General features: G+C 29.3%; 25 protein-coding genes and 1 rRNA gene. 11 read left to right on the forward strand and 15 right to left on the reverse strand.

Going from position 1 to position 24,692, the window contains the following annotated elements; genetic code table 11:
* The 14 genes from KQI42_RS08060 to dnaA form a co-directional block, all read right to left on the reverse strand.
* Positions 1 to 67, reverse strand: a 16S ribosomal RNA gene (locus KQI42_RS08060); the annotation flags it as partial.
* Positions 68 to 375: 308 nt separating this feature from the next.
* Positions 376 to 1,167, reverse strand: coding sequence for a SigB/SigF/SigG family RNA polymerase sigma factor (locus KQI42_RS08065; RefSeq protein ID WP_216518633.1), 792 nt, complete (start codon positions 1,165 to 1,167; stop codon positions 376 to 378).
* Positions 1,164 to 1,541: an ATP-binding protein gene (locus KQI42_RS08070; protein WP_216518635.1), complete on the reverse strand. Its 378-nt coding sequence runs from the start codon at positions 1,539 to 1,541 to the stop codon at positions 1,164 to 1,166. Before KQI42_RS08070 ends, KQI42_RS08065 begins: the two co-directional genes overlap by 4 nt.
* Positions 1,534 to 1,863: an STAS domain-containing protein gene (locus KQI42_RS08075; protein WP_216518637.1), complete on the reverse strand. Its 330-nt coding sequence runs from the start codon at positions 1,861 to 1,863 to the stop codon at positions 1,534 to 1,536. The genes KQI42_RS08070 and KQI42_RS08075 overlap by 8 nt, the downstream gene beginning before the upstream one ends.
* Before the next feature lie 140 nt (positions 1,864 to 2,003).
* Positions 2,004 to 4,433 (reverse strand): DNA gyrase subunit A, encoded by a 2,430-nt coding sequence (gene gyrA, locus KQI42_RS08080; RefSeq protein WP_216518639.1) that lies wholly within the window; start codon positions 4,431 to 4,433, stop codon positions 2,004 to 2,006.
* A gap of 107 nt (positions 4,434 to 4,540) precedes the next feature.
* Positions 4,541 to 5,395, reverse strand: a complete 855-nt coding sequence (locus KQI42_RS08085; RefSeq protein WP_216518641.1) for an ABC transporter permease — start codon at positions 5,393 to 5,395, stop codon at positions 4,541 to 4,543.
* Positions 5,396 to 5,400: 5 nt separating this feature from the next.
* Positions 5,401 to 6,351, reverse strand: coding sequence for an ABC transporter permease (locus tag KQI42_RS08090; protein WP_216518643.1), 951 nt, complete (start codon positions 6,349 to 6,351; stop codon positions 5,401 to 5,403).
* A gap of 65 nt (positions 6,352 to 6,416) precedes the next feature.
* Positions 6,417 to 8,030 (reverse strand): ABC transporter substrate-binding protein, encoded by a 1,614-nt coding sequence (locus tag KQI42_RS08095; RefSeq protein ID WP_216518645.1) that lies wholly within the window; start codon positions 8,028 to 8,030, stop codon positions 6,417 to 6,419.
* A 155-nt stretch (positions 8,031 to 8,185) separates the two neighbouring features.
* Complete coding sequence (gene gyrB / locus KQI42_RS08100; protein WP_216518647.1) at positions 8,186 to 10,096, reverse strand: DNA topoisomerase (ATP-hydrolyzing) subunit B; 1,911 nt, start codon at positions 10,094 to 10,096, stop codon at positions 8,186 to 8,188.
* Between the two features lie 21 nt (positions 10,097 to 10,117).
* Complete coding sequence (locus KQI42_RS08105; RefSeq protein WP_216518649.1) at positions 10,118 to 10,402, reverse strand: DUF370 domain-containing protein; 285 nt, start codon at positions 10,400 to 10,402, stop codon at positions 10,118 to 10,120.
* A 16-nt stretch (positions 10,403 to 10,418) separates the two neighbouring features.
* On the reverse strand, positions 10,419 to 11,522 hold the full coding sequence (gene recF, locus KQI42_RS08110; RefSeq protein ID WP_216518651.1) for a DNA replication/repair protein RecF: 1,104 nt from the start codon (positions 11,520 to 11,522) through the stop codon (positions 10,419 to 10,421).
* Positions 11,523 to 11,556: 34 nt separating this feature from the next.
* Positions 11,557 to 11,775 carry a S4 domain-containing protein YaaA gene (gene yaaA / locus KQI42_RS08115; protein ID WP_425519760.1) on the reverse strand — a complete coding sequence of 73 codons (219 nt, stop codon included), beginning with the start codon at positions 11,773 to 11,775 and terminating at the stop codon, positions 11,557 to 11,559.
* A gap of 7 nt (positions 11,776 to 11,782) precedes the next feature.
* Positions 11,783 to 12,889, reverse strand: coding sequence for a DNA polymerase III subunit beta (gene dnaN / locus KQI42_RS08120; RefSeq protein WP_216518653.1), 1,107 nt, complete (start codon positions 12,887 to 12,889; stop codon positions 11,783 to 11,785).
* A 242-nt stretch (positions 12,890 to 13,131) separates the two neighbouring features.
* Positions 13,132 to 14,466: a chromosomal replication initiator protein DnaA gene (gene dnaA / locus KQI42_RS08125; protein ID WP_216518655.1), complete on the reverse strand. Its 1,335-nt coding sequence runs from the start codon at positions 14,464 to 14,466 to the stop codon at positions 13,132 to 13,134.
* Between the two features lie 703 nt (positions 14,467 to 15,169).
* Here dnaA and rpmH point away from each other — a divergent pair.
* The 10 genes from rpmH (at position 15,170) to KQI42_RS08175 (ending at position 23,056) form a co-directional block, all read left to right on the forward strand.
* Entirely contained in the window at positions 15,170 to 15,304 is a 135-nt protein-coding gene (rpmH, locus tag KQI42_RS08130) for a 50S ribosomal protein L34 (RefSeq protein WP_216518657.1), read from the forward strand.
* Between the two features lie 74 nt (positions 15,305 to 15,378).
* Positions 15,379 to 15,717, forward strand: coding sequence for a ribonuclease P protein component (rnpA, locus tag KQI42_RS08135; RefSeq protein ID WP_216518660.1), 339 nt, complete (start codon positions 15,379 to 15,381; stop codon positions 15,715 to 15,717).
* Positions 15,718 to 15,728: 11 nt separating this feature from the next.
* A complete protein-coding gene (yidD, locus tag KQI42_RS08140; RefSeq protein ID WP_216518662.1) occupies positions 15,729 to 15,944 on the forward strand; it encodes a membrane protein insertion efficiency factor YidD in 216 nt (71 codons plus the stop codon).
* A 14-nt stretch (positions 15,945 to 15,958) separates the two neighbouring features.
* On the forward strand, positions 15,959 to 16,672 hold the full coding sequence (locus KQI42_RS08145; protein ID WP_216518664.1) for a YidC/Oxa1 family membrane protein insertase: 714 nt from the start codon (positions 15,959 to 15,961) through the stop codon (positions 16,670 to 16,672).
* 1 nt (position 16,673) lies between these two features.
* Positions 16,674 to 17,300 carry an RNA-binding cell elongation regulator Jag/EloR gene (gene jag, locus KQI42_RS08150; protein WP_216518666.1) on the forward strand — a complete coding sequence of 209 codons (627 nt, stop codon included), beginning with the start codon at positions 16,674 to 16,676 and terminating at the stop codon, positions 17,298 to 17,300.
* A 132-nt stretch (positions 17,301 to 17,432) separates the two neighbouring features.
* The gene (gene mnmE, locus KQI42_RS08155) at positions 17,433 to 18,812 is read left to right on the forward strand and encodes a tRNA uridine-5-carboxymethylaminomethyl(34) synthesis GTPase MnmE (protein ID WP_216518668.1); all 1,380 of its coding nucleotides are present in this window, start codon (positions 17,433 to 17,435) and stop codon (positions 18,810 to 18,812) included.
* Positions 18,813 to 18,829: 17 nt separating this feature from the next.
* Positions 18,830 to 20,743 (forward strand): tRNA uridine-5-carboxymethylaminomethyl(34) synthesis enzyme MnmG, encoded by a 1,914-nt coding sequence (gene mnmG / locus KQI42_RS08160; RefSeq protein ID WP_216518670.1) that lies wholly within the window; start codon positions 18,830 to 18,832, stop codon positions 20,741 to 20,743.
* Complete coding sequence (gene rsmG / locus KQI42_RS08165) at positions 20,736 to 21,452, forward strand: 16S rRNA (guanine(527)-N(7))-methyltransferase RsmG (RefSeq protein ID WP_216518672.1); 717 nt, start codon at positions 20,736 to 20,738, stop codon at positions 21,450 to 21,452. Before mnmG ends, rsmG begins: the two co-directional genes overlap by 8 nt.
* A 99-nt stretch (positions 21,453 to 21,551) precedes the next feature.
* A complete protein-coding gene (gene noc / locus KQI42_RS08170; protein WP_216518674.1) occupies positions 21,552 to 22,346 on the forward strand; it encodes a nucleoid occlusion protein in 795 nt (264 codons plus the stop codon).
* A gap of 263 nt (positions 22,347 to 22,609) precedes the next feature.
* Positions 22,610 to 23,056 carry an aminoacyl-tRNA deacylase gene (locus KQI42_RS08175; protein WP_216518676.1) on the forward strand — a complete coding sequence of 149 codons (447 nt, stop codon included), beginning with the start codon at positions 22,610 to 22,612 and terminating at the stop codon, positions 23,054 to 23,056.
* 399 nt (positions 23,057 to 23,455) lie between these two features.
* Here KQI42_RS08175 and KQI42_RS08180 read toward each other — a convergent pair whose 3' ends face one another.
* A complete protein-coding gene (locus KQI42_RS08180; RefSeq protein ID WP_216518678.1) occupies positions 23,456 to 23,767 on the reverse strand; it encodes a MazG nucleotide pyrophosphohydrolase domain-containing protein in 312 nt (103 codons plus the stop codon).
* 152 nt (positions 23,768 to 23,919) lie between these two features.
* On the opposite strand from KQI42_RS08180, the gene KQI42_RS08185 reads away from it, so the two are divergent.
* Entirely contained in the window at positions 23,920 to 24,690 is a 771-nt protein-coding gene (locus tag KQI42_RS08185) for a ParA family protein (RefSeq protein WP_216518681.1), read from the forward strand.
* Positions 24,691 to 24,692: the final 2 nt, after the last annotated feature.

The following is a 24,692-nucleotide window of genomic DNA, read 5'->3' on the forward strand; positions in this document are numbered from 1 at the left end:
GCTCGACTTGCATGTGTTAGGCACGCCGCCAGCGTTCGTCCTGAGCCAGGATCAAACTCTCATTTAAAAGTTTGATTAGCTCTTTTATTTCTCTTTGAATAAATTTCTAACTCAAAGTATTTCACACTGTTTAGTTTTCTAGGTTCTTCGTCTCCTCTTGTTGAGGCGACTTTATTACTATAACATTTCTTTAACTTCTTGTCAACTGTTTTTTTCAACTTTTTTAAAATCTTTTTTCTAGTTGATTTGTTGCTGTGTTCCAGCCGACTTTTATTATCATACAGGGTTTTTAACTTTTTGTCAACAGTTTCTGATAAAATTTTTCATTTTTTTATAGATTATATCTATATTACTGATCATAACACTATTTCTGGCTTATAACAATGTTCTTTCTATTTCCTTTCGGAACTTTTCTAAGATTCTCTTTTCTATTCTTGAAACAGTCATCTGAGATATATCTAACCCTTTTGCTATGGCTACTTGAGTTTTCTTATTAAAATATCTTTCTATTAATATCTGTTTTTCTACTTCATTTAGCTTCTCCATAGTTCTCATTAAGAAATCATTATTTTCTATTTTACTAAAGTATACATCCTCTTCTCCTATAAGTTCTGCTAAATTTACATCCTTATCATCATTGTTTGAATCATAAGTTACATCTAGAGATTGAGGAGTATAAACTTTACTAGCCTCCATAGCTTCTAAAACTTCTTCTTCTGAACAGTTTAAATACTGTGCTATATCTTCTACTGTAGGTGATCTTTGCAATTGCTGACTTAATAATACTTTTGCATTATTTATCTTCTTAGATAATTCTTGGATTCTTCTAGGTACTCTAATGGTCCAACCTTTATCTCTAAAGTACTTTTTTATTTCTCCAATGATAGTAGGTGTAGCAAAACTTGAAAACTCAAAACCTTTATTGACATCATACCTATCTATAGCATAGATAAGTCCTATACAAGCAACTTGGTATATATCATCATAGTCGATACCCCTATTAGCATATTTTTTAGATAGAATTTCTGCTATATATAGATGTCTTTCAATTAAAACTTCTCTAATCTGTTGATCATTAGTATCTTTTAATCTTTTAAATAGACTTTTAGTATCTGACTTTTCAATATTTTGTATATCTCCACTTTCATAGTAGTTACTTTTTATCATTTACTACCATCCTCTATATATTTTATCATTTCTATTCCATATTCATTAAACTTAACTTCATCCATTAGAGATTTAATTATAAGCAATCCAAGCTCTCTTTCCTTTCCTTCACTTAATTCATAAGGTATGTTTTCTTTTACATTCTTCACCCTAATAACCAGCTTGTCCTCTTCTACTTCAAATTCAATTGATATTTCTTCCTTACCATTTAGATTTAAAGCATTAATACACGCTTCTGCTATAGATACTTTAACATCTTCTATTTCGTCAATATTTAGTCCTATCTTATGTGCTATGGCTGAAGTAGTTAATCTAACTACACTAATATAATCTGGTTTACTTGGAATGATAAGGCTTACAACATCTTTACTCATTACCTTCACCTCTAATTATAAATAACTTATCTAGGTCTGTTATATCGAATAACTTTCTAATATTAGGTTTAATATCTTCTAAATATATTTTATTATTATTTGCTTTAACTGTTTTAAGTATACTTATTAAAGAACCTAAACCAGTGCTATCTACATAATCTAACTTTTTACCATTTATCAATAAGTCTGTTTTTTTTGTATCAAAAGCTCTTAAAATTTCTTCCTTAAACTTAGAAGAAGTATAAATATCTACTTCACCTTCTGGTGAAAAAACCCATAAATTTTCTTCTTCATTGAAGTTTATAGATATATTTAAAGACATAGGAAAACCTCCTTTATTTCCATAACAATTTATATTAATTTTATAATAAATAATAACTAATGTAAAGTAAAATACTAGGATATAACAGTTTTTTACCTTAATCATCAAAGGGCATCTCATTAATCTGAGATGCCCTAATATTATTCTTCTGTCACTTCTACATATTTAGCTACAGCTACAACTCGATCATCTTTCATTTTCATTAGAGTAACCCCTTGAGTGCTTCTTCCCATAATCGATATATCTTTAGCCTTAAGTCTAATTATAGTACCTCCAAGAGAAATCATCATTATCTCATCATTTTCATCAACTACTTTTGCAGACACTATTTTTCCAGTCTTATCTTTTATATTATAAGTTTTTAGCCCTCTTCCTCCTCTGTTTTGAACTCTATATTCATCTAAAGAGGTTCTTTTTCCAAATCCATATTCACTTATTACTAAAAGATGTTTATCTTCTTCAACTAAATCCATAGCTACTACTTTATCATTTTTACCTAAAGTAATAGCTTTGACTCCCATAGCACCTCTTCCCATTTCTCTAACATCATTTTCATCAAATCTAATAGCCATTCCATTAAGAGTAACCACTATTAATTCCCTTTTTCCATTGGTCTTTCTAACAGCTATTAACTCATCATCTTCTTTTAAGCTTATACCTATTATGCCATTCTTCCTTATATTTTCAAATTTGTTTAATTTAGTCTTCTTTATAATACCTTCTTTTGTAGCAAGAACTAAATTACTTTCTGGATCATATTTTTCTATAGGTATGATAGCCGTTACTTTTTCATCTCCTGTTAGGTTTAGTAAATTTATAATTGCCGTTCCTTTTGCTTGTCTTCCACCTTCAGGAATTTCATAAGCTTTCAAAGAAAAGACTTTACCCTTATTTGTAAAGAATAATATAGTATCATGGGTAGAAGTAATAAATAAGTCTTCTACAAAGTCTTCTTCTCTAGTAGTTAAAGCAATTATACCTTTTCCACCTCTTCTTTGAGTCTTATAGGTATCTTCAGGCATTCTCTTTATATATCCAAAGTGAGTTAGTGTAATTACCACATCTTCTTCTTCAATCATATCTTCTATATCTATTTCATCTGCAGAAGGCATTATTCTTGTTCTTCTTCTATCACCATATTTTTCTTTTATTTCTAATAATTCATCTTTTATTATTTGATATATAAGCCTTTCATTTGCTAAAATTTCTCTTAGTCTATTTATTTCTTTTATAAGTGCTTCATATTCTTCTTCTAACTTTTCTCTTTCTAATCCAGTAAGACGTTTAAGTCTCATATCTAAAATTGCTTGAGATTGTCTATCTGACAAGCCAAAACTACTCATCAATCTTTCTTTAGCTACAGAATCATCTTTAGAACTTCTAATTATATTGATTACTTCATCTATATTATCTAAAGCAATTTTTAATCCTTCAACTATATGAGCTCTTTCCTCTGCTTTATTTAAATCAAACTGGGTTCTTCTTATAATAACTTCTTTTTGATAATCTATATAATGTTTTAATACTTGTTTTAAGTTTAATACTTTAGGCTCACCATTGACTAAGGCTAGCATTATAACTCCAAAGGTTGTATGAAGTTGAGTTTGTTTATATAAATTATTTAACACTACATTTGGATTAGCATCCCTTTTTAATTCAATAACAATACGCATACCTTCTCTATCAGATTCATCTCTTAAATCAGATATTCCTTCAAGTTTTTTATCTCGTACATATTCAGCTATTTTCTCAATTAAATTTGCTTTATTAACTTGATAAGGTAGCTCTGTTACAATTATTCTCATTCTTCCTTTGTTTGTTTCTTCAAATTCGGTTACAGCACGAAGTGCAATTTTCCCTCTTCCAGTCCTAAATGCAGATTTTATTCCTTCTTTCCCCATTATCATTGCACCTGTAGGAAAATCTGGACCCTTAATTACTTTCATTAAATCTTCTATATCTGTTTCTGGTTCATCTATTAACATAACTATTCCATCTATTACTTCTTTTAAGTTATGAGGGGGTATATTTGTAGCCATACCTACAGCTATACCAGATGATCCATTAACTAATAGGTTAGGAAATCTACTTGGTAAAACAATAGGTTCTTTTAAAGTTTCATCAAAATTAGGTCTATAATCTATAGTATCTTTGTTTATATCCCTTAACATTTCCATTGTTAGTTTTGTCATTTTTACTTCTGTATAACGCATGGCTGCTGCACTATCTCCGTCTATGGAACCAAAGTTACCATGACCATCTACTAAAAGATATCTAGTATTAAAGTCTTGGGCAAGTCTAACCATAGCATCATATACTGAGGTATCAGAATGAGGATGATACTTACCTAATACATCCCCTACAACTCTAGCAGATTTTCTATATTGTTTATCAGGGGTCATTCCTAATTCATTCATTGCATAAAGTATTCTTCTGTGAACCGGCTTTAATCCATCTCTAACATCTGGGAGAGCCCTACTTGCTATTACACTCATGGCATAGTCTAAGTAGGACTTCTTCATTTCTTCTTCAATGTTGATTTCTATTATATTATCTGTTTCCCTGTCCATAACTTCCTCCTTAACAACAGTATGCAAATTATAATTTGCTATATTAGGAATATTATATCATATTTTCTCTTTATTAAAAATTATTGTCCATTTCTTTTATTTTTAACCTAAAATTTTTGACTTTGTATGTTTCTAGGATCGAGAACATCTCTTAACATATCCCCCAATACATTAAAACTTAAAACGGTTAACAATATTAATATTCCAGGAAAAGCTGCTAAGTAAGGGGCATCCTGCATATATTTTTGAGCATTTCTAAGCATACTTCCCCAAGATGAAAAAGGTTCCACTACACCAAAACCTAAGAAACTTAGAGAAGATTCAGTTAATATTGCTGAAGCAACATTTAAGGTAGAAGAAACTATTATAGTAGATAATATGTTCGGAATAATATGTCTAAATATAATCCAAAAATTATTTCCTCCTAAAGTTTTAGAACACAGTACATACTCCCTTTCTTTTAAAGTTAGAGTTTCTGACCTAACTATTCTAGCTACACTTGTCCAGCCAAACAGTCCGATAATTAGAATAATACTAGCTATGCCCGGCTTAAAATAAGCATTTATAATTAATATTATAAAGAAACTTGGTATAGACATAATTATATCTACAGTTCTCATAAGGAAACTATCTATTCTTCCACCAAAATATCCGCTTATAGCTCCTATTAAAGTACCAATAGTCATTGAAATTATCATAGAAACAAATCCTACTGTTAGAGATACCCTTCCTCCATAAAGTGCTCTCGTAAAATAATCTCTTCCTAAATCGTCTGTTCCAAATATATGTTTTTTGTTTGGGCTTACTAGTTTATTGTTTATATCTATTTTTGTAGGATCATATGGAGATAAAAATGCAAAAATAGAGGATAAAATTAATATAGATATTATACAAACATATATTTTTATACTCTTATTTTTCTTAACATATTCTTTTGTTTTTTTTATTGTAACCTCATTCATCTAAATCACCTTATTAGCTTTATTCTTGGATCTACAATAGAATAACAGATATCAGATACTAAATTTCCTACAATCAACATTACCGAAGATAACATTGTTATAGCCATAATAACGGGATAATCAAAGTTGAATATAGATCCTACCCCTAATCTTCCCATACCTGGCCATCCAAAAATACTTTCTGTTATAAAAGCTCCTGACACTAGAGATGGTAGATTCATTCCAAGTATTGTGATTACAGGTAGCAAAGAATTCTTTAAAATATGAACGTAAAGTATTCTTTTGTAATTTAAACCTTTAGACCTTAACATATCTACATAATTTTCATCCATCTCATCTATGACATTACTTCTTATATATCTGGTCAGAATTGATGTATTAGGAAAACTAAGAACTATAACAGGCATTATTCCATGTTTTATTAAATCTAAAGTTGACTTTACTCCTATCGATCTCATTCCTAAACTTGGAAGTATCTTAAACTTTAAAGAAAATGTATATATCAACATCATAGCAAACCAAAAACTAGGAATGGATATTCCTATATAGCAGACTTTTGAAATGAATTTATCTAAGAATTTATCTTTATAGACAGCAGAAATTGTTCCCAATGCTATTGATAAAATAACAGAAATAATCATAGATATGCCCATTAACCCAATGGTTGGACCTATTCTTTCTTTGATGAGTTTTATAACTGGTTGATAATTTATAAAAGAATATCCTAAATCACCTTTTAAAAGGTTTTTTATCCAGTAAAAATATTGTATATATATAGGTTTATCTAAGCCAAGTCTTGTTCTAGTTCTTTCTATTTGTTCATAAGTCATTTGTGGGGTAATAAACACCTTTACTGGATCTCCTGGTGCCATTCTTATTATAGAAAAAGATATAATAGAGATAATTATAAGAATTGGTATAGATTGAATAATTCTCTTTATTACAAATCTTGTCATTATTATACTCCTTAATATTTATATTAACTAAAGTAAACTAGGAAATTTCCTAGTTTACTTTGCTTTTATTCAATAATATAAAGTTTTGATAAATCTTCAAATATAAATATTGGCATTAATTTAGATTCTTCTACTCCTCCAATATTTCCACTTACTGCTATAAGAGCTTTTGGATAACATATTGGATATTGTATCATTTCATCCATGATTTGTTTTTGAATGTTTTCATATAATTCTTGTCTCTTAGCTTTATCTATTTCCATCGGTCCTTGAACCCACATTTTATCCATTTCTTCATTTTCATATCCAACAAAGTTATAAGGACCACCTTTTGTAAATATTAATTTATAACTATCCGGTTCTTGTCCCATAATATATCCATTAAATACTAAATCAAAATCACGATTGTCTGGTTCAAATAATTTTTGATAAAAAGCTCCTCTATCTAATGGCATAAGCTCTAATTCTATTCCTATCTCTTTTAGTTTTTGTTGAATTATTAAAGCTTCTTTTTCTTGTTCTTTAGATGTACTTATGTATCCAAGAGTAAGCTTAATATTTTCTTTTCCTGATTCTTTTAATAAATCTTTTGCTAGTTCTACATTATGTTCATATTTATTTACATCTTCTGTATAATATAATGTTTGAGGAGTAAGTACTGTATAAGCTGGAACTGCATATTCTAAAGAATCATAAGCTCCTTTTATTATTTCTTCCTTGTCTAAAGCATAAGCTATAGCTTGTCTTACTTTTTTGTCTTTTAAATCATCATTATTTAATTTAAAAGCCATGTAATTTAACATACCTTCATCAAAACCATATACTTTGAAGTCATTGCTATTTTGATATTTTTCATATTCATTAACATCTATATATCTTACTGATATTTCACCATTTTCAAAAGCTACATTTGCAGCATTAGAATCTGCTACAACTCTGTATACCACTTGATCTAAATGAGGTTTCCCATTATGATAATCATCAAATCTTTCTAAAATTATACTTTCTCCTTTGTTCCATTCTTTCATTTTAAATGGACCAGTACCTATAGGATTTTCATTTTTTTCGCTTTTTGTAAAATCTTCTTCTCCTTCAAATATATGCTTTGCAATAGGAGTAACTCCTGCAAGGGTTTCAATAAATGGTACTGAAACTTCAGGCAAAATTATCTTTACTGTTAAGTCATCTACTTTTTCAAAACTTATAGGTTTTCCACCTATAATAAAGTTTTGATATGCATTTGCATTTTGTTTTTCATCAATTAACTTTTCCAATGTAAAAATTAAATCATCTGCAGTTAAATTTTCACCATCATGCCATTTTACCCCTTCTTTAAGCTTCACTGTATAAGTTAAGTTATCTTCAGATACAGAAACGTTTTCAGCTAAATAATATCTAGTCTCATTTCCATCCCTAACAAATAAAGGATCAAATAAAGCATTATCAATAGTCATAGTAACTCTATCTGTAGCATAGAATGGATGTAATATTTTAGGGTCATCTCCTATACCAAATACCATCATTCCGCCATCTTTTATTTTTTCCTCTGATCCTTCTACTACATTAGTACCATTTTCTTCGTTTTCTGGCTCTGTAGAAACCTCTTCTTTCTCGCCACAGCCAACACTTAATACTAATATTAAAGATAAAAACAATACTAATATTTTTTTAAATTTCATTAGTTATGCCTCCTTAGTGTTGTAAATATTCTCCAATAAATATATTAATTGAAATGTAGCTTTTTTAACAATTGTTTTTATTTATAAGTATCTAAATTGATATAATTTTTATCTATGACTAGATAAAAAAAAGAAGCATAGATTTCTCTATACCTCTAAATATCTAGATTCTTTACAAATTTAGCATTTGTTTGAATAAAACTTCTCCTTGGTCCTACTTTATCCCCCATTAAAGTTGTAAATATTTCATCTGCTGCTACAGCATCTTCTATACTAACCTTTAAGAGTATTCTATTCTCTGGTTCCATAGTTGTTTCCCATAATTGTTCTGGGTTCATTTCTCCAAGACCCTTATATCTTTGGATTGTATAATTGGTTCTTCCTATCTCTTTCAAAATATCGTCTAATTGTTTATCACTATAAGCATAATAAGAAGCTCTACCTTTTCCCACCTTATAAAGAGGGGGCTGAGCTATATAAATATGACCATTATCTATTAAATCTTTCATATACCTATAGAAGAATGTTAATAATAAAGTTCTTATGTGAGCACCATCAACGTCAGCATCCGTCATTATTATTATTTTTCCATATCTTAGTTTTTCAATATTAAACTCTTCACCAATCCCAGTTCCAAAGGCAGTAATCATAGCCTTTATCTCTTCATAGCCTAAGATCCTATCTATTCTAGCTTTTTCTACATTCATTATTTTTCCTTTTAAAGGCAGTATTGCTTGGAATTTCTTATCCCTTCCTTGTTTTGCACTACCTCCCGCTGAATCCCCTTCGACTATAAAGATTTCTGTTATACTTAAGTCACTTTCTTGGCAGTCAGCTAATTTCCCGGGTAAAGTAGTATTATCTAAAATACTCTTTCTTCTTGTTAACTCTCTAGCTTTTCTAGCAGCATTTCTAGCTCTTTGAGAATTTATAGCTTTCTCTAGAATTATCTTACCATCCTTTGGATTCTCCTCTAAAAAATTACTTAAAAAATCATAAGTTAAGGATTCTACGATGCTTCTAGTTTCACTATTTCCTAACTTACCTTTAGTCTGACCTTCAAATTGAGGTTCCTTTAATTTTACTGATAATATAGCTGTTAAACCTTCTCTTACGTCGTCTCCCTGAAGATTCTCATCTTTTTCTTTTAAATAATTATATTTTCTTCCATATTCATTGATAGTTCTAGTTAAGGCAGTTTTTAAACCACTTAAATGAGTACCGCCTTCCTGTGTATTTATATTGTTGGCAAAAGTAAAAATATTTTCAGAATAGCCATCAGTATACTGCATAGCTAACTCTACTGTTGTACCGTCTTTTTCTGCTTCAAAATACATAACTTGTTTTTGTATAGAGGTTTTATTTTTATTTACATACTCAACAAAAGATTTTATTCCACCTTCATAGTGAAACTTCTTGCTAACATTCTTTCTCTTATCTTCTAATAAAATCTTTATACCTTTATTTAAAAATGCCATTTCCCTAAATCTATATTCTAAAGTTTCAAGATTGTATTCTAATACTTCAAATATTTCACCGTCTGGTTTAAAAGAAATAGTCGTTCCTGTAGTATTGGATTCACCTATTATTTCTAGCTCCGTTACAGGTACTCCTCTTTCAAATTTTTGCATATACTCTTTTCCATCTCTTCTTACCTTTGCTACTAGCCATTCAGATAAGGCATTTACAACAGAAACCCCTACTCCATGTAATCCACCAGATACTTTATAAGCACTATTATTAAATTTTCCTCCTGCATGAAGTATGGTTAGTACTGTTTCAACAGTAGATTTTCCTGTTTGAGGATGAACTTCTACTGGTATTCCACTACCATTATCCTCTACTGCTATAGAGTTATCCTCAAAAACTGTCACCTTAATAGTATCGCATATTCCAGCTAAAGCTTCATCTATACTATTATCTACTACTTCATATACCAAATGATGAAGTCCTTTAGGACCTGTACTTCCTATATACATTCCTGGCCTTTTTCTTACTGGTTCCAGTCCTGTTAATACTTGAATTTCATTAGCTGTATAATGTCTTCCATTATTTTCATTGGCCATTTATTTCCCTCCAATCTTAGTTTATCCATTAATAGTATTTCTCTTTGCTAGAGTAGTAGACGATATATTCGATGTATAAAGTACATAACTACTCTTGCGGCGTCTATTATTACTGTGAATTTCTTTTTTACAAGTAATAATATATGTTTTAACACCTTTATCTATAGTATTATATAAGCATCCTTCTTCTATTAATTTATTAATAAAGCGTCTTGTAGTCCTTGAACTATCTACAGCTTTTTTATCTAAAATGGATATAATATCCCTTTCAAGTATAGAAATATTTTCACCTATATGAAGAATCATGTTTTGAAACCTCTTTCTATATTATTAATTTACCTTCTTCTATATAAAATATAGATCTTTCAACATTTTGCAATTCCTCTAAATCAATTACATCTGTTGCAGTAATTATTGTTTGCATTTCATTAAAAGACCTAGTTAAATACTTTCTTCTTTCCTCATCTAGCTCAGAAAAAACATCATCTAAAAGTAAAACCGGGTATACTCCTCTTTCTTTTTTAATAAGTTCTACTTCAGATAATTTTATAGATAAAACTACTGTTCTTTGTTGTCCTTGAGATCCATATGTTTTAACATCTCTATTGTTTATATACATAATAATATCATCTCTATGAGGACCTATTTCAGTAGTGCCTATTTCCAGATCCTTTGAAAAATTCATTTTTAATTTATTTAAATATTCTTTTTCCATGTTTGTTTTGTTTTTTAATAATTGAACATTAGATATATATTCTAACGTTAAATCTTCATTATTTAAAGTAGTTATATTATGGATATTTTTACATATGTCAGACAGCCCTTCTATAAATTTAGCTCTCTCTATAATTATATCTGTTCCTATCTTTGCCATTTGCACGTCAAATATGTCCAATAAACTAAATATTTCACTTTTCGATTTATTGGACTTTAAAAGATTATTTCTTTGGAATAATATTTTACTATATCTGTTAATATTGTACTTATAAACAGGCTTAATTTGAGAAATCCCCATATCTAAAAAACTTCTTCTTTCTTGGGGACCTCCTTTTACTAATTTTAAATCTTCTGGTGAAAAGATAACTACATTTAATCCACTATATAATTCTTTATAATTTTTAAGTTCAGTTTTATTAACTCTTATTCTTTTATTTTTATCTCTTTCCATCTTTATTTCTATAAATTTCTCATAATTGTCTATATTTATCATAGCCCCAATATAAGCTTCATTTTTATTGAAATTTATTATTTCCTTATCCCTATTGGTTCTAAAAGACCTACCAGTAGCACACATATATATAGATTCAAGTAAGTTAGTTTTTCCCTGGGCATTTTTTCCTATAAAAATGTTAATTCTTTTATTAAGATTGATATTTAGGCTATTATAATTTCTAAAATTTATAAGCCTAATACTTTCTACATTCAAGAAATACACCCCTTAATGCAACTAATATAATATATTATATCACAACAAAGCTATCAAAATCTTCAATTTCTACTACATCATTTTTCTTTATCTTCCTACCTCTTTCTAAAACAACTTCACCATTAACCTTTATAATCCCTTCACTAATCATCATTTTAGCCTGACCTCCTGTTTGAACTACACTAGCATATTTCAAAAATTGGTCAAGTTTTATAAATTCCGTATCTATAGAAATTTCTTGCAAAATAACCACCTCTTTTTTAATAATCATCTTGAGCAAGACGTACTGGTAATACTAAATAAGTATAATTTTCATCTCCAACAGGTTTTATAATACAAGGATTTAAACTTCCCATAAAACTAAGTTCTATTTCTTCTGCTTCAATCACTTTTGTACCTTCTAAAATATATCTGGAATTAAAAGCAATATTTATATTTTCTCCATTTTGATTAGCAATAATTTTTTCATTTACATTTCCAATTTCTGAGTTGGATTTAATTATAACTTGACCATCTAATAAATTTAACTTCACTAAATTAGCCTTTTCTTCTTTTGCAAGTAACGAAGCTCTTTCCAAACTGTTCTGAAATAATTTTTTATTTACTATAATATTAGTTTTATGGTCTTTTCTTATTATATCTCTATAATTTAAAAATTGGCCTTCTAAAAGTCTTGAATATACTAATGTATCTCCTATATTAAAAATAACATGGCCTGGAGCTGCTGTAATGGTTATATCCTCTTCACTATCCTCTATTATTTTATTAAGCTCATTTAAAGCTCTCCCAGGTATTACAATTTTTATATCCAAGGAAGAATCAATTGGTATTCTTCTTAGAGCTAATCTATATCCGTCTAAAGCAACAAAAGAAATCTTTTTATCTACTAATTCTAATAAAACTCCTGTAAGAATGGGTCTAGTCTCATCTTGAGTCGTTGCGAATACAGTTTGTCTTATTGCTCCCTTAAAAAGATCCTTTGGCATAGTAAAAGATTTCTGATCTATAATTGCAGGTAAATCCGGATATTCTGTTGGTGAATTTCCTAATATATTAAATTCTGAATTTTCACAGGTTATGTTAATATTATTGTTTTTCACGTCTATGTTAATTGTGGATTCAGGTAATTTTTTAATAATATCCCCAAATATTCTTGAATTTACTACTATAGATCCTTCTTCTATTATTTCACAATCCACATAAGTTTCTATGCTGATCTCTAAATCCGTACCTGTTAGTTTTAATCTTCCGTTTACTGTTTCTAATAGTATACCATCTAATATTTGAAGTGTTGTTCGTGATGAAATACCTTTTTGAGCCATATTGATGTGTTTAGATAGATTTTTTTGATCTATTCTTATTTTCATTTTTAAAACCTCCTTTTCGATTTTAGATATAGAAAGAATATATAAAGATTAGTAGTAATAGTAGTAGGGGCTGTTAATATGTGGATAAGTATGTGTAAAACTAAATTACGAACATTTATAGAGTTTAATAACATGTTAATAATATGATTTTTAAAACTCTAGTTATCCACATGATTAAAAGCAAAAAACATAACTTTACTTATCAACAAAGAGTTAACAGAGTAATTAACAATTATTGTTGACTATTCTCCTTTGATTTCTTTAATTATTTCTTCAATTCTTTTTTTAAAATCTAAGCTTTCATTTATATCTGATCCTATTTTATCGCAAGCATGAATTACAGTAGTATGATCTCTTCCTCCAAATTCATCACCTATTTTTGGAAGAGAAAGATCTGTTAATTCTCTAGTTAAATACATAGCAACTTGTCTAGGATAAGCAATAGCTCTTGTCCTTTTTTTAGAGTTGAAATCATCTATTTTAACATTGAAATTTTGGGATATTATTTCTTTAATCAACTCAACTGTTATTTCTCTAGGTTTATTACTAGATATAATGTCCTTTAAAGCTTCTTCTGCTAATTCCTCAGTAACGTCTCTGTTAGTTAAAGAAGAATAGGCGACTATTCTTATTAAGGCACCTTCTAATTCTCTAATATTAGACTGTATCTTTGTTGCAATATACAGCATAACATTATCAGAAACACTGATATTTTCTACTTTTGCTTTCTTTTTAAGAATAGCTATTCTAGTTTCTAAATCTGGTGGCTGAATATCTGCTATTAATCCCCATTCAAATCTAGATCTAAGCCTATCCTCTAATGTAGGGATCTCTTTGGGCGGTCTATCACTAGATATTATAATTTGTTTATTTGCTTCGTGTAGTGCATTAAAAGTATGGAAAAACTCTTCTTGGGTTCTTTCCTTTCCTGCTATAAATTGAATATCGTCTACTAAAAGAACATCAATATTTCTATATCTATTTCTAAATTCATCATTTCTGTCATCTCTAATAGAGTTGATAAGTTCATTAGTAAATTTTTCTGAAGAAACATAAACTACCTTTGAACTAGGGTTTTGGCTTAGTATGTAATGGCCAATTGCGTGCATTAAGTGAGTTTTTCCTAGACCTACACCCCCGTATATAAATAAAGGGTTGTATGCTTGAGCAGGAGCTTCAGCTACGGCTAAAGATGCAGCATGGGCAAAACGGTTACTATTACCTATTACAAATGTATCGAAGGTATATTTTGGGTTTAATTGAGATTTTTGATTATTATCATTATTTTCCTGTATAGCAGATTGTCCCATATTTAAAGATATTTCTTCTCCTGGTATGGTAAATTGAATAATATATTCTTGTTGTGTAACTTGTGTAATAGCATTTTTGATGAGATTTAAATATCTGCCTTCTAATATGCCTTTAGTAAAGTCATTAGGTGCTGCTAATATTATTTTATTTCCAGAAATGCTAATGGGTTTAATGGTTTTAAGCCAGGTATTAAAGCTTACTTCTGTTAATTCTACTTTGATTAAATTTAGAACTTCATTCCAAATACTGTCTAAATTTGAAACCATTCTTAGTCCTCCTATTTTATTTAAAATTATTGCCTTAACTTAAAATGTTTATAACAATTAAAAAAATTATCAACAAAATTATCAACAAAAAAATGTAAATAATAGTGTCATAATATTTAATAAAAATGGTATAATATTTGTGGATAAGCTATTAACAAGCTGTGATTACTTAAGATATAATTATAATTACATCGGATATCCACAAAGCTGTACATTATTTTTATGTGGATAATAAATGAGTTGTTTAGAGGGTTTAGGAGAAAATAAATTAGAAGAATAAAAAACTTATACACATTTTATCCACAATTTGTGTATAAGTATTGAATTTTATTTTAATAAACAAAGTATCCACATGCTTATTTAATAATATCAAAATTCTAGATTATATTCAATAAAATTATCCACAAGTTGAACATATTGTTAACAAGTAATTCTGTGGAAGGCTAGAACTTAAAAATCTTGACATAAACGGCTTGAATAAATATAATCAATAGTAGTATTTATGTTTTCTTATTAGAGAAAACTCTATATTCTTATATATTTTTTATCCGATGGCTAGCAATTCTAATGCTTTATTCTGTACAAGGCTAAGTAAAGAATTGTACAGTCGGTGGATAAGACGGCTGGTGTTCGGATGAATAAAGATTTATTTGAACAGAGTCTTACTTTATAGAGAAGGTACTCATTGAAGGAGGTGTGCTTTATGAAAAGAACTTATCAACCAAAAAAGAGACAAAGAAGTAAAGAGCATGGTTTTAGAAAGAGAATGAAGACAAGAGCAGGTAGAGAAGTAATAAAAAGAAGAAGAAAAAGAGGCAGAAAGAAACTGACAGCATAAGGCCGCTAAAATGTGGCCTTTTTATTAAATGTCATTTTTTTGTCTATTTTTTGAAAACCTAAGGGAGCATTGCAATGAATAAGAAGTATAGATTGAGAAACAATATGGAATTTAAAAAAGTCTATAATGGAAGAAAAAATTATTGGAATAGAAATCTAATCCTTTACATTCGTAGAAATGGATTAGATAATTCACGAGTAGGGTATTCTATTACTAAAAAGATAGGTAATAGTGTAGTTAGAAATAAGGTTAGAAGACGAATGAAGGAGATATATAGACTAAATTTCCATAATATTAAAGAAGGATATGATTTAATATTTATACCCAAGAAAAATGTAGTAGACATTTCTTATAAAGAGCTAGAAAGTGCAATGCTTCATTTACTAAAATTGTCTGGTCTTTTAAAGAATTAAGGTGAAAAATAATGGCTAAAATAGCTATTTTGCTAATAAGATTTTATCAAAAATTTATTTCGAGATATATTTTAATAGGAAGAAATTGCAGATTTTATCCAACTTGTTCAGAATATTCTATTCAAGCCTACAAAAAATATGGTTTTTTAAAAGGAACGTATTTAACTATAGGTAGAGTATTGAGATGTCATCCGTTTAATGAAGGAGGATATGATCCGCTTAAATGATAGGGGGTTAATTAATGACAGCTTTTCTAGGTAACCTATTAGGAAAACTACTAAAGTTTGTTTATGATATCGTTTCAAATATAGGAACAGAGCCAGAAAAATTTTCTTATTATGCTATGGCAATAATTATAACTACGATTATATTTAAATTGATACTTTTGCCTATAAGTCTTCACCAAAGCAAGTCAACAAAGAAAATGAATGATCTTCAGCCGAAAATAAAGGAAATTCAAAATAAATATAAAAATGACCCACAGACCCAGCAAGCCAAAATGATGGAAGTTTATAAAGAGAATAAGTATAATCCGATGTCAGGATGCCTAATACTTTTAATTCAATTTCCTATTATTATAGCTTTTTTTAAAGTAATGGGAAATCCTGTAACTTTTGCCTTTAAGGATCCTCAAGTTTATGCTGCTATGAATAAATCTTTCTTGTGGATTGCAAATTTGGAAAATCCAGATCCTTACATGTGGGGATTACCACTATTGGCAGCAGCTACTACTTATTTACAAAGCTTAACAATGTCTGCAGCTGCAACAGCAGATCCTCAAGCCCAAGCAACTCAAAGAACTATGAATATATTTTTACCATTTATGATTTTCTTTGCGGCAAGAGGTTTTGCAGCTGGATTAGCACTGTATTGGGTAATAAGTAATACATTCCAAGTAATACAGCAATTAATATCCAACAGGTCTTTGGGTAAAATTAAGGAGGAGACAAGATAATATGAGGTCCGTTGTTAAGGTATCTAAAACTGTTGATGAAGCTGTAAAGGAAGCCTTAAGGGAGTTAGATGTTGACCAAGATGATGTAAAAGTAGAAGTGATGGAAGAACCGAGTAAAGGATTGTTTGGATTAATTGGTGTAAAGGATGCAAAAGTTAAAGTGACCGTAGTAAATGATCCTATAGAAATAGCAGATAATTTTTTGAATAGGTTATTACCATCTATGAATATTGAAGCTATGAGTGTAGTAAAAAGAGAAGGTATGTCTTTACATGTGGATATAACTAATATAAGTTCTTCAGATATGGGAATTTTAATTGGCAAGAGAGGAAGTACTCTTGATTCTATCCAATATCTTTTAAGTTTAGTAGTAAATAAAGATAGAGAAAATTATATAAAAATAGTAGTAGATATAAAGGGATATAGAAAAAAGAGAGAAGAAACTTTAATAAGACTTGCAAATAAGATGGCAGAGAAAGCCAAATACAGCAAAAGACCAATTAGATTAGAGCCAATGAATCCTTATGAAAGAAGGATAATTCATTCAGCGTTACAAAATATGGAGGGAATAACTACTCATAGTGAAGGAGACGAGCCCTATAGAAGGGTAGTTATCCAATCAAAATAGTTTATTAAAACCCAGTATATTACTGGGTTTCTCTTATAATGTAGAAGAAAGTATATTTTTTCTTAATGTGAGTTAACCTAAAGTACATTAATGTTGAAGTATTTTTTATAATTAATGAAAAGAGGTGATATTATGGCAGATACTATTGCAGCTATATCTACAGCTATTGGTGAAGCGGGAATTGGTATAGTAAGAATGAGTGGAAAAGAATCTTTAAATATAGGAAGTAAGGTATTTAAGGGCAATAAAATAGAAAATTTAAAGGATGGAAGAAATCGAGAACTTTTATATGGCCATATTATAGATAAGAGTAAAGATCAAATAATAGATGAAGTCCTAATTGTTTACATGAAGGGACCTTATACCTATACAAGAGAAGATATGGTAGAGATATATTGTCACGGAGGAATAATTTCAGTAAAGAAAGTATTAGAATTGTTATTGAATGAAGGGGCAAAGTTAGCTGAACCAGGGGAATTTACTAAAAGAGCTTTTTTAAATGGAAGATTAGATTTATCTCAAGCGGAAGCTGTAATAGATATTATAAGGTCTAAAACAGATAAAAGTTTTCAAGTTTCTTTAGATCAATTAGAAGGAAGTCTATCTAAAAGTATAAAAGAGATTAGAAATATATTATTAGAGATGATTGCTCATGTAGAAGTATCCATAGATTTTCCAGATGAAGATATTGAAGAAGTAGCCTATGAAGATTTAGAAAATAGTGGTAGAATAGTAATGGAAAAAATTGAGGCTCTTTTAAATACAGCAGAAAGAGGAAAAATACTTAGGTATGGATTAAATACAGTTATTTTAGGAAAGCCTAATGTTGGGAAATCGTCTCTTTTAAATGCTATTTTAAGAGAAAATAGGGCTATTGTAACAGATATACCAGGGACCACTAGAGATATAATTGAAGAGTATGTAAACATAGATGGCATACCTTTAAAGATTATAGATACAGCTGGAATTAGAGATACAGAAGACCTAGTAGAAAAAATTGGTGTAGATAGGGCTAAAGAAACTGTAGAAAAAGCAGATTTAGTTATAGTTGTATTTGATGTTTCTAGAGAGTTGTCAGAAGAAGATTATCATATTATAGAACTTATTCAAGATAAAAAAGCTATAATATTATTGAATAAAACGGATTTACCTAATAAATATGATGAAAAGTTTTTAAAAGAATTGGTAAGGGATAAGGAAATAATAACTACATCTATGACTACAGGTCTAGGTATAGATATATTAGAAAAGAGTATAAAAAACATGTTTTATTCTGGAGAGGTAGAAATTTTTTCTGACACTGTTGTTACAAATATTAGGCATAAAAATCAATTAGAAAAAGCTTATAAAAATATAGCAGATGGATTAACAGCTATAAAATCTTATGTACCCTTAGATTGTATAGAAGTAGATTTAAAAAATTGTTGGGAAAACTTAGGTGAAATATCAGGGGATACTGTAGGAGAAGACATATTAGATAAAATTTTCTCAGAGTTTTGTATTGGTAAATAAGTAAGGAGGCACCAATGATGAAGGAAGTTAAACATTATTTAGCAGGAGAGTATGATGTGATAGTAATAGGAGCAGGCCATGCAGGATGTGAAGCTGCCTTAGCTAGTAGTAGAATGGGAATGAATACTTTAATTTTAACTATGAGCCTTGATTCTATAGTAGCATTATCCTGTAATCCTAATATTGGTGGTACAGGTAAAGGTCATTTAGTTAGAGAAATAGATGCTTTAGGGGGAGAAATGGCATTAAATATAGATAAATCCTTCATCCAGAGTAGAATGTTAAATACTTCTAAAGGACCGGCAGTTCATTCTCTTAGAGTTCAAGCAGATAAAAAAAAGTATCACATTGAGATGAAAAAGGTCTTAGAGGATGAACCTAACTTAACCTTAAGGCAAGGTGAAGTTATAGATATTTTTTTAGATAATGGTTGCGTAAAAGGGGTACTAACTAGAACAGGAGCTATTTACAATTGTAAGGCTGTGGTTATTGCAACTGGTACTTATCTAAAAGGTAGGGTTTATATAGGTGAAGTTGATTATGAAAGTGGTCCTGATGGAATGTTTCCTTCTATACTGCTATCTAATTCATTAGAAAAAATGGGGTTTAATTTAAGAAGATTTAAAACAGGGACTCCAGCTAGGGTTCATAAAGATAGTATAGATTATTCTAAGATGGAAATACAACCTGGCGATGAAGAAGTAATTCCTTTTTCTTTTTTAAACATGGAGAAAAAGTTTGATGTAAAGCAAGTACCTTGTTATTTAACTTATACTACACCAAAAATGCATGAAATAATTAGAGAAAATTTACATCGTTCCCCTATGTATGCAGGAGATATTGAAGGGGTAGGACCAAGGTATTGTCCTTCTATTGAAGATAAAATTGTAAGATTTTCAGATAAAGAACAACACCAAATATTTATTGAACCAGAAGGTCTTACTACTAAAGAAATGTATGTCCAAGGTGCCAGTTCTACTTTACCAGAAGAGATACAATTAGAAATGTATAAAAATATAATAGGGTTAGAAAATGTTCAATTTATGAGGTCTGCCTATGCCATAGAATATGATTCTATAGATCCTACAATATTAAAAAGAACATTAGAACATAAAGAATTAAATAATTTATTTTTTGCAGGTCAAGTAAATGGCTCTTCAGGATATGAAGAGGCAGCTGCACAAGGAATTATTGCGGGAATAAACGCAGCTTTAAATATTAAGGGGGAAGAATCTTTTATATTAGATAGATCCGAAGCGTATATAGGAGTATTAATCGATGATTTAGTAACAAAGGGTACTAATGAGCCTTATAGAATGATGACTTCTAGAGCGGAATATAGGCTTACTTTAAGACAAGATAATGCAGACTTAAGGTTAACAGAAAAAGGATATAAACTAGGATTAGTAAAAAAAGAAAGATATGAAAAAACCTTAAATAAGAAAGAGGCTATTGAAAGAGAGCTTAAAAGATTAAAAACAGTTCAAATAACACCAACTAAAGAAAATAATGATTTTTTAGAAGGACTTAACAGTACTCCTTTAAAAACACCATCAAGCCTTCATGACTTAATAAGAAGACCAGAGTTGAATTATGAAATACTAAAGGAATTAGATAAAGATAGGGAAGACTTGCCAAGAGAAATTAGATTACAGGTGGAAACTCAAATTAAATATGAAGGTTATATTAAAAAACAAATGGCCCAAATAGAACAATTTAAAAAGCTAGAGAATAAGAAATTAGAAGAAGATCAAGATTATAATGAGATAAAAGGGTTAAGCAATGAAGCTAAACAAAAGTTGAACGCTATTAAACCTGATTCAGTAGGTCAGGCTTCTAGGATTTCTGGAGTTTCTCCATCAGATATAAATGTACTTTTAATTTATCTGGAACAAAAAAGAAGGGAAGTAGGAGTGAAAAAAGATGAGTAGTATAGAAACTTTAATCGAAGGCTCTAAATCTTTAGGGTTCGAATTAAAGGAAGAGGAAATAAATAAGTTTATAGAGTATAAAAAACTATTAAAAGAATGGAACGAAAAAATTAATATTACATCTATAACTGATGATATAGAAATAGATATAAAACATTTTATAGACAGTCTAACACCCTTATTAACAGGATTATTTAATGGAAAAAAGAAAATAATAGATATAGGTACCGGAGGCGGTTTTCCAGGGGTGCCTTTGAAAATTATAAGGAATGAGCTAGATATTACACTTTTAGATAGCTTGAATAAAAGAATTACATTTTTAAATGAAGTCATAAGTTCTCTAGGATTAAAAGAAATTGAAGCAATACATAAAAGAGCAGAAGAATTAAGTAGGAAAGAGGAGTATAGAGAACAATATGATATTTGTATTTCTAGAGCAGTGGCTTCTTTAAATACTCTTTCCGAATATTGTATTCCTTTTGTAAAAAAAGGAGGATATTTTATTTCTATGAAGGGACCTGATGTAGAAGGAGAATTAAAGGAAAGTGAAAATGCAATTAAAATCTTGGGTGGAAAAGTTAGAGATAAAAAAATTATTACTCTTCCAATGAGTGAAATTAATCATAGTTTGATAATAATCGAAAAAGTTAAAGAAACTCCGACAAAGTATCCAAGAGCCGGTGGGAAACCAAAGAAAAACCCGTTGTAAAATAGAATAATTTGTTGAAAAAAATTTGGGCAATAAAGAAGGAAATATTTATTGTATATAGAAATATATTATTAAAGTTTAATGAGAAGAGGGATGGTAATGAAGAACATACAGCCAGAAATAAAATATATTCCTATAGGATCCATTAAACCAAATCCTTATCAACCTAGAAAGGATTTTAACCAAAAATCCTTAGAAGAATTAAGTCAGTCAATTAAATCTTTTGGACTTATCCAACCTATTAGTGTAAGAAAGATCTATGGAGATTCTTATGAACTAATTGCTGGTGAAAGAAGATTAAGAGCATCAGAATTAGCAGAACTAGAAAATATTCCTGCTATAATAGTTGAGTATAAAGATAAGGACTCTGCTATGATTGCCTTGATTGAAAATTTACAAAGAGAAGACTTAAATTTTATAGAAGAAGCAGAGGGATATAACAACTTAATATTAGACCATAGCTTTACACAACAAGAATTGGCAGAAAAAATGGGGAAAAGCCAATCTACTATAGCAAATAAGTTAAGGCTATTAAAATTACCTGATGATATAAAGAAGGATTTATTAGAATATAATTTAACAGAAAGACATGGACGAGCTTTATTAAAGTTACCAGATGATGATCTTAAAAGAAATATCTTAGATAAAGTAATAAAAAACGAATTAAATGTTAGTCGAACGGAAGCTTTAGTTGAAGATATATTAGATGATTTAACAAAGACAGAAGAAAAAGAATCTAGACAAAATATTAAAAGTTTAATAAGTATAAGGATTTATCTAAATACTATAAAGAAAGCTTATTCAGCTATAAAGGAAAGTGGCGTAGAAGCTCAATATGTTGAAAAGGATAAAGGTGATCATGTAGAGGTTACGGTTAAAATACCGAAAAAATAAAGGCAGGAAAATCTCCTGCCTTTAAATGTTTCACGTGAAACATTTAAAGGCAAGTACTTCTAAAATCACTTTTAAATTTTCTTGTTTCTTAGACCTTGCAACCTACTATCTCCACAGGCGTTAATCCCTATAGTTTTTACCCTATATTTATATTGCTAATTTCAATTTTCGAGTAATCGGATTAGTATGTTGAAGCAAGATATTGGTAAACCAATTATGGAAAAATATATTTTCGGAAAAATTTAGAAAAGGAGTACCCTCTCATGGATAATTTAATAGCCAGATTACAAGAAAGTGGAGTTCAATTTGAAATCATTCATCACAAAAAACAAATTTGTACAGCACAGGAAGGTGTGGATTATTTTGGAATTGCAATAGGTCAGACAGCACCTACATTAGTTCTAAAGTCAGAAAAAGGCTATTTTGCGATGATTGTTTCTGGTAGTCGTGAGCGAGTAAATTTAGAAGAAGTGTCGAGAATTTTAGGATGCAATCAATTGAAAATGGCAACCCCAAAAGAAGTCCAAAAGATAACTGGACATACCATTGCCAGTGTTCCTTTAGTGGGTCTTTCATTGCCTTGTATCGTAGATAGAGGGCTTTTCAGTTTTCCATTTATTTACGGTGGCACAGGAGAACCAACATCGACACTTAAAATTACTCCAAATGCTTTGAAAAAGCTAAATCAGGTTATTGCTTTATTTGATTAAAGTGTTGCTATTGAAAATAAAGAAAATAAATGAGATTATTTCAACACGATATTCCGAATGCCCTAATTTTCTCAATCCTTAGTTTAATATATTAATACTATTATTTCTGCCTTTACTATATTTAGGATTACTATTACTATTAGAATAAATCCATTTTCTAACAGACAAATCTTTTGTTTTTTCATTTTTATATTCACAATTGCTGCATATTTAGTTACTCAAAATATTTATCTATTTTATGATATACTCTGCTTTTCCATTGGATTTTATATTTATATGTGAGTTTATTATTCTCTAAAATTTTCCTTCACTTATAATAAGTAAATCTGATATACTTAAGTCTAATCTTATTGATGTATTATTCTTTAGTAGTTTTTTTGTTTACATTCAATATTTAAGTTAACAATCAATACCAGCAGGATGATTATATTTTATTCTATTTAACTCTTCTTTTAAAAAGATACATTCTTCCATGTCTATATCATATATATTAGCTATAGCAAGAATATAGTAGAGTACGTCATATAATTCTTCTTCTATAGTTCCTTTAATATGATTTTTATCCATTAACCGAGTGTCTTTTCTAAGGGCTTCGGATAATTCTCCAACTTCTTCTATTAGCTTTAAAAAATATTTTTCTTTTAAATTGGGATTATAATCTATATTTTTAATAAAGTTTTGCAATTGATTAATAGAAATTGATTTTTTCATTAAATTCTCTCCTCATGTGTAAAGTATATAATTAATTCAGTATTTTATCATAAAAATGTTCCACATGGAACAAAAAATATATTATTTCCTTTTGTATTATTTTGATTATCTGATATTATATAATTAAATATAATAGGTATGAGGTGTATATTATGGGAAAAGTTATTTCCATATTTAATCAAAAAGGTGGAGTAGGTAAAACTACTACAACTATAAATTTAAGTGCTGGAGTAGGGCGAATAGGTAAAAAAATATTAGTTGTAGATATAGATCCTCAAGGAAATTCTACAAGTGGTCTAGGTGTTGAAAAGAATCAAGTAGATTTTATAGCATATGATGTATTGGCTAATGATACCCCTATTAAAGAGGCTATTCATGAAACTTCAGCTGAAAATGTAGAATTGATACCTGCTAATAATGAACTGGCTGGTCTAGAAATTGAACTAGCTAGGGAGAGTGGATGGGAAACAATCTTAAAAGAGAAGTTAGAATTGATTAAAGGAGACTATGATTATGTCTTTATAGATTGTCCTCCTTCTTTAGGTATACTAAGTATTATAGGTCTTGTAGCTTCTGACAGTGTAATTATTCCTATCCAATGTGAGTACTATGCTTTAGAAGGGGTAAGTCAATTATTTGAAACCATTCGATTAGTTAAGAAAGGATTAAATCCTAATCTTGAAATTGAAGGAGTAGTTTTAAGTATGTTTGACGGCAGAACAAATCTTTCTATACAAGTGGTAGATGAAGTGAAAAGTTTCTTTAAAGGAAAAGTATATACTAGTATTATTCCGAGAAATGTTAGATTAGCTGAGGCACCAAGTCATGGACTATCTGTCTTAGATTATGATTTAAAATCTAAAGGTGCTGAAGCTTATATGGAACTAGCTGAGGAATTTTTGGAATTAGCGGAGGAGTGGTAAAA

Source organism: Tissierella simiarum (assembly GCF_018917865.1).
GTDB classification, from domain to species: domain Bacteria; phylum Bacillota; class Clostridia; order Tissierellales; family Tissierellaceae; genus Tissierella_C; species Tissierella_C simiarum.

What these genes read in the sequence shown, in the direction of transcription:
- KQI42_RS08065 (WP_216518633.1), bottom strand. Translation starts at nt 1,167, where the DNA reads ATGATAAAAAGTAACTACTATGAAAGTGGAGATATACAAAATATTGAA.
- KQI42_RS08070 (WP_216518635.1), bottom strand. Translation starts at nt 1,541, where the DNA reads ATGAGTAAAGATGTTGTAAGCCTTATCATTCCAAGTAAACCAGATTAT.
- KQI42_RS08075 (WP_216518637.1), bottom strand. Translation starts at nt 1,863, where the DNA reads ATGTCTTTAAATATATCTATAAACTTCAATGAAGAAGAAAATTTATGG.
- gyrA (WP_216518639.1), bottom strand. Translation starts at nt 4,433, where the DNA reads ATGGACAGGGAAACAGATAATATAATAGAAATCAACATTGAAGAAGAA.
- KQI42_RS08085 (WP_216518641.1), bottom strand. Translation starts at nt 5,395, where the DNA reads ATGAATGAGGTTACAATAAAAAAAACAAAAGAATATGTTAAGAAAAAT.
- KQI42_RS08090 (WP_216518643.1), bottom strand. Translation starts at nt 6,351, where the DNA reads ATGACAAGATTTGTAATAAAGAGAATTATTCAATCTATACCAATTCTT.
- KQI42_RS08095 (WP_216518645.1), bottom strand. Translation starts at nt 8,030, where the DNA reads ATGAAATTTAAAAAAATATTAGTATTGTTTTTATCTTTAATATTAGTA.
- gyrB (WP_216518647.1), bottom strand. Translation starts at nt 10,096, where the DNA reads ATGGCCAATGAAAATAATGGAAGACATTATACAGCTAATGAAATTCAA.
- KQI42_RS08105 (WP_216518649.1), bottom strand. Translation starts at nt 10,402, where the DNA reads ATGATTCTTCATATAGGTGAAAATATTTCTATACTTGAAAGGGATATT.
- dnaN (WP_216518653.1), bottom strand. Translation starts at nt 12,889, where the DNA reads ATGAAAATAAGAATAGATCAAAAAAATCTATCTAAACACATCAATATG.
- dnaA (WP_216518655.1), bottom strand. Translation starts at nt 14,466, where the DNA reads ATGGTTTCAAATTTAGACAGTATTTGGAATGAAGTTCTAAATTTAATC.
- rpmH (WP_216518657.1), top strand. Translation starts at nt 15,170, where the DNA reads ATGAAAAGAACTTATCAACCAAAAAAGAGACAAAGAAGTAAAGAGCAT.
- rnpA (WP_216518660.1), top strand. Translation starts at nt 15,379, where the DNA reads ATGAATAAGAAGTATAGATTGAGAAACAATATGGAATTTAAAAAAGTC.
- yidD (WP_216518662.1), top strand. Translation starts at nt 15,729, where the DNA reads ATGGCTAAAATAGCTATTTTGCTAATAAGATTTTATCAAAAATTTATT.
- KQI42_RS08145 (WP_216518664.1), top strand. Translation starts at nt 15,959, where the DNA reads ATGACAGCTTTTCTAGGTAACCTATTAGGAAAACTACTAAAGTTTGTT.
- jag (WP_216518666.1), top strand. Translation starts at nt 16,674, where the DNA reads ATGAGGTCCGTTGTTAAGGTATCTAAAACTGTTGATGAAGCTGTAAAG.
- mnmE (WP_216518668.1), top strand. Translation starts at nt 17,433, where the DNA reads ATGGCAGATACTATTGCAGCTATATCTACAGCTATTGGTGAAGCGGGA.
- mnmG (WP_216518670.1), top strand. Translation starts at nt 18,830, where the DNA reads ATGAAGGAAGTTAAACATTATTTAGCAGGAGAGTATGATGTGATAGTA.
- rsmG (WP_216518672.1), top strand. Translation starts at nt 20,736, where the DNA reads ATGAGTAGTATAGAAACTTTAATCGAAGGCTCTAAATCTTTAGGGTTC.
- noc (WP_216518674.1), top strand. Translation starts at nt 21,552, where the DNA reads ATGAAGAACATACAGCCAGAAATAAAATATATTCCTATAGGATCCATT.
- KQI42_RS08175 (WP_216518676.1), top strand. Translation starts at nt 22,610, where the DNA reads ATGGATAATTTAATAGCCAGATTACAAGAAAGTGGAGTTCAATTTGAA.
- KQI42_RS08180 (WP_216518678.1), bottom strand. Translation starts at nt 23,767, where the DNA reads ATGAAAAAATCAATTTCTATTAATCAATTGCAAAACTTTATTAAAAAT.
- KQI42_RS08185 (WP_216518681.1), top strand. Translation starts at nt 23,920, where the DNA reads ATGGGAAAAGTTATTTCCATATTTAATCAAAAAGGTGGAGTAGGTAAA.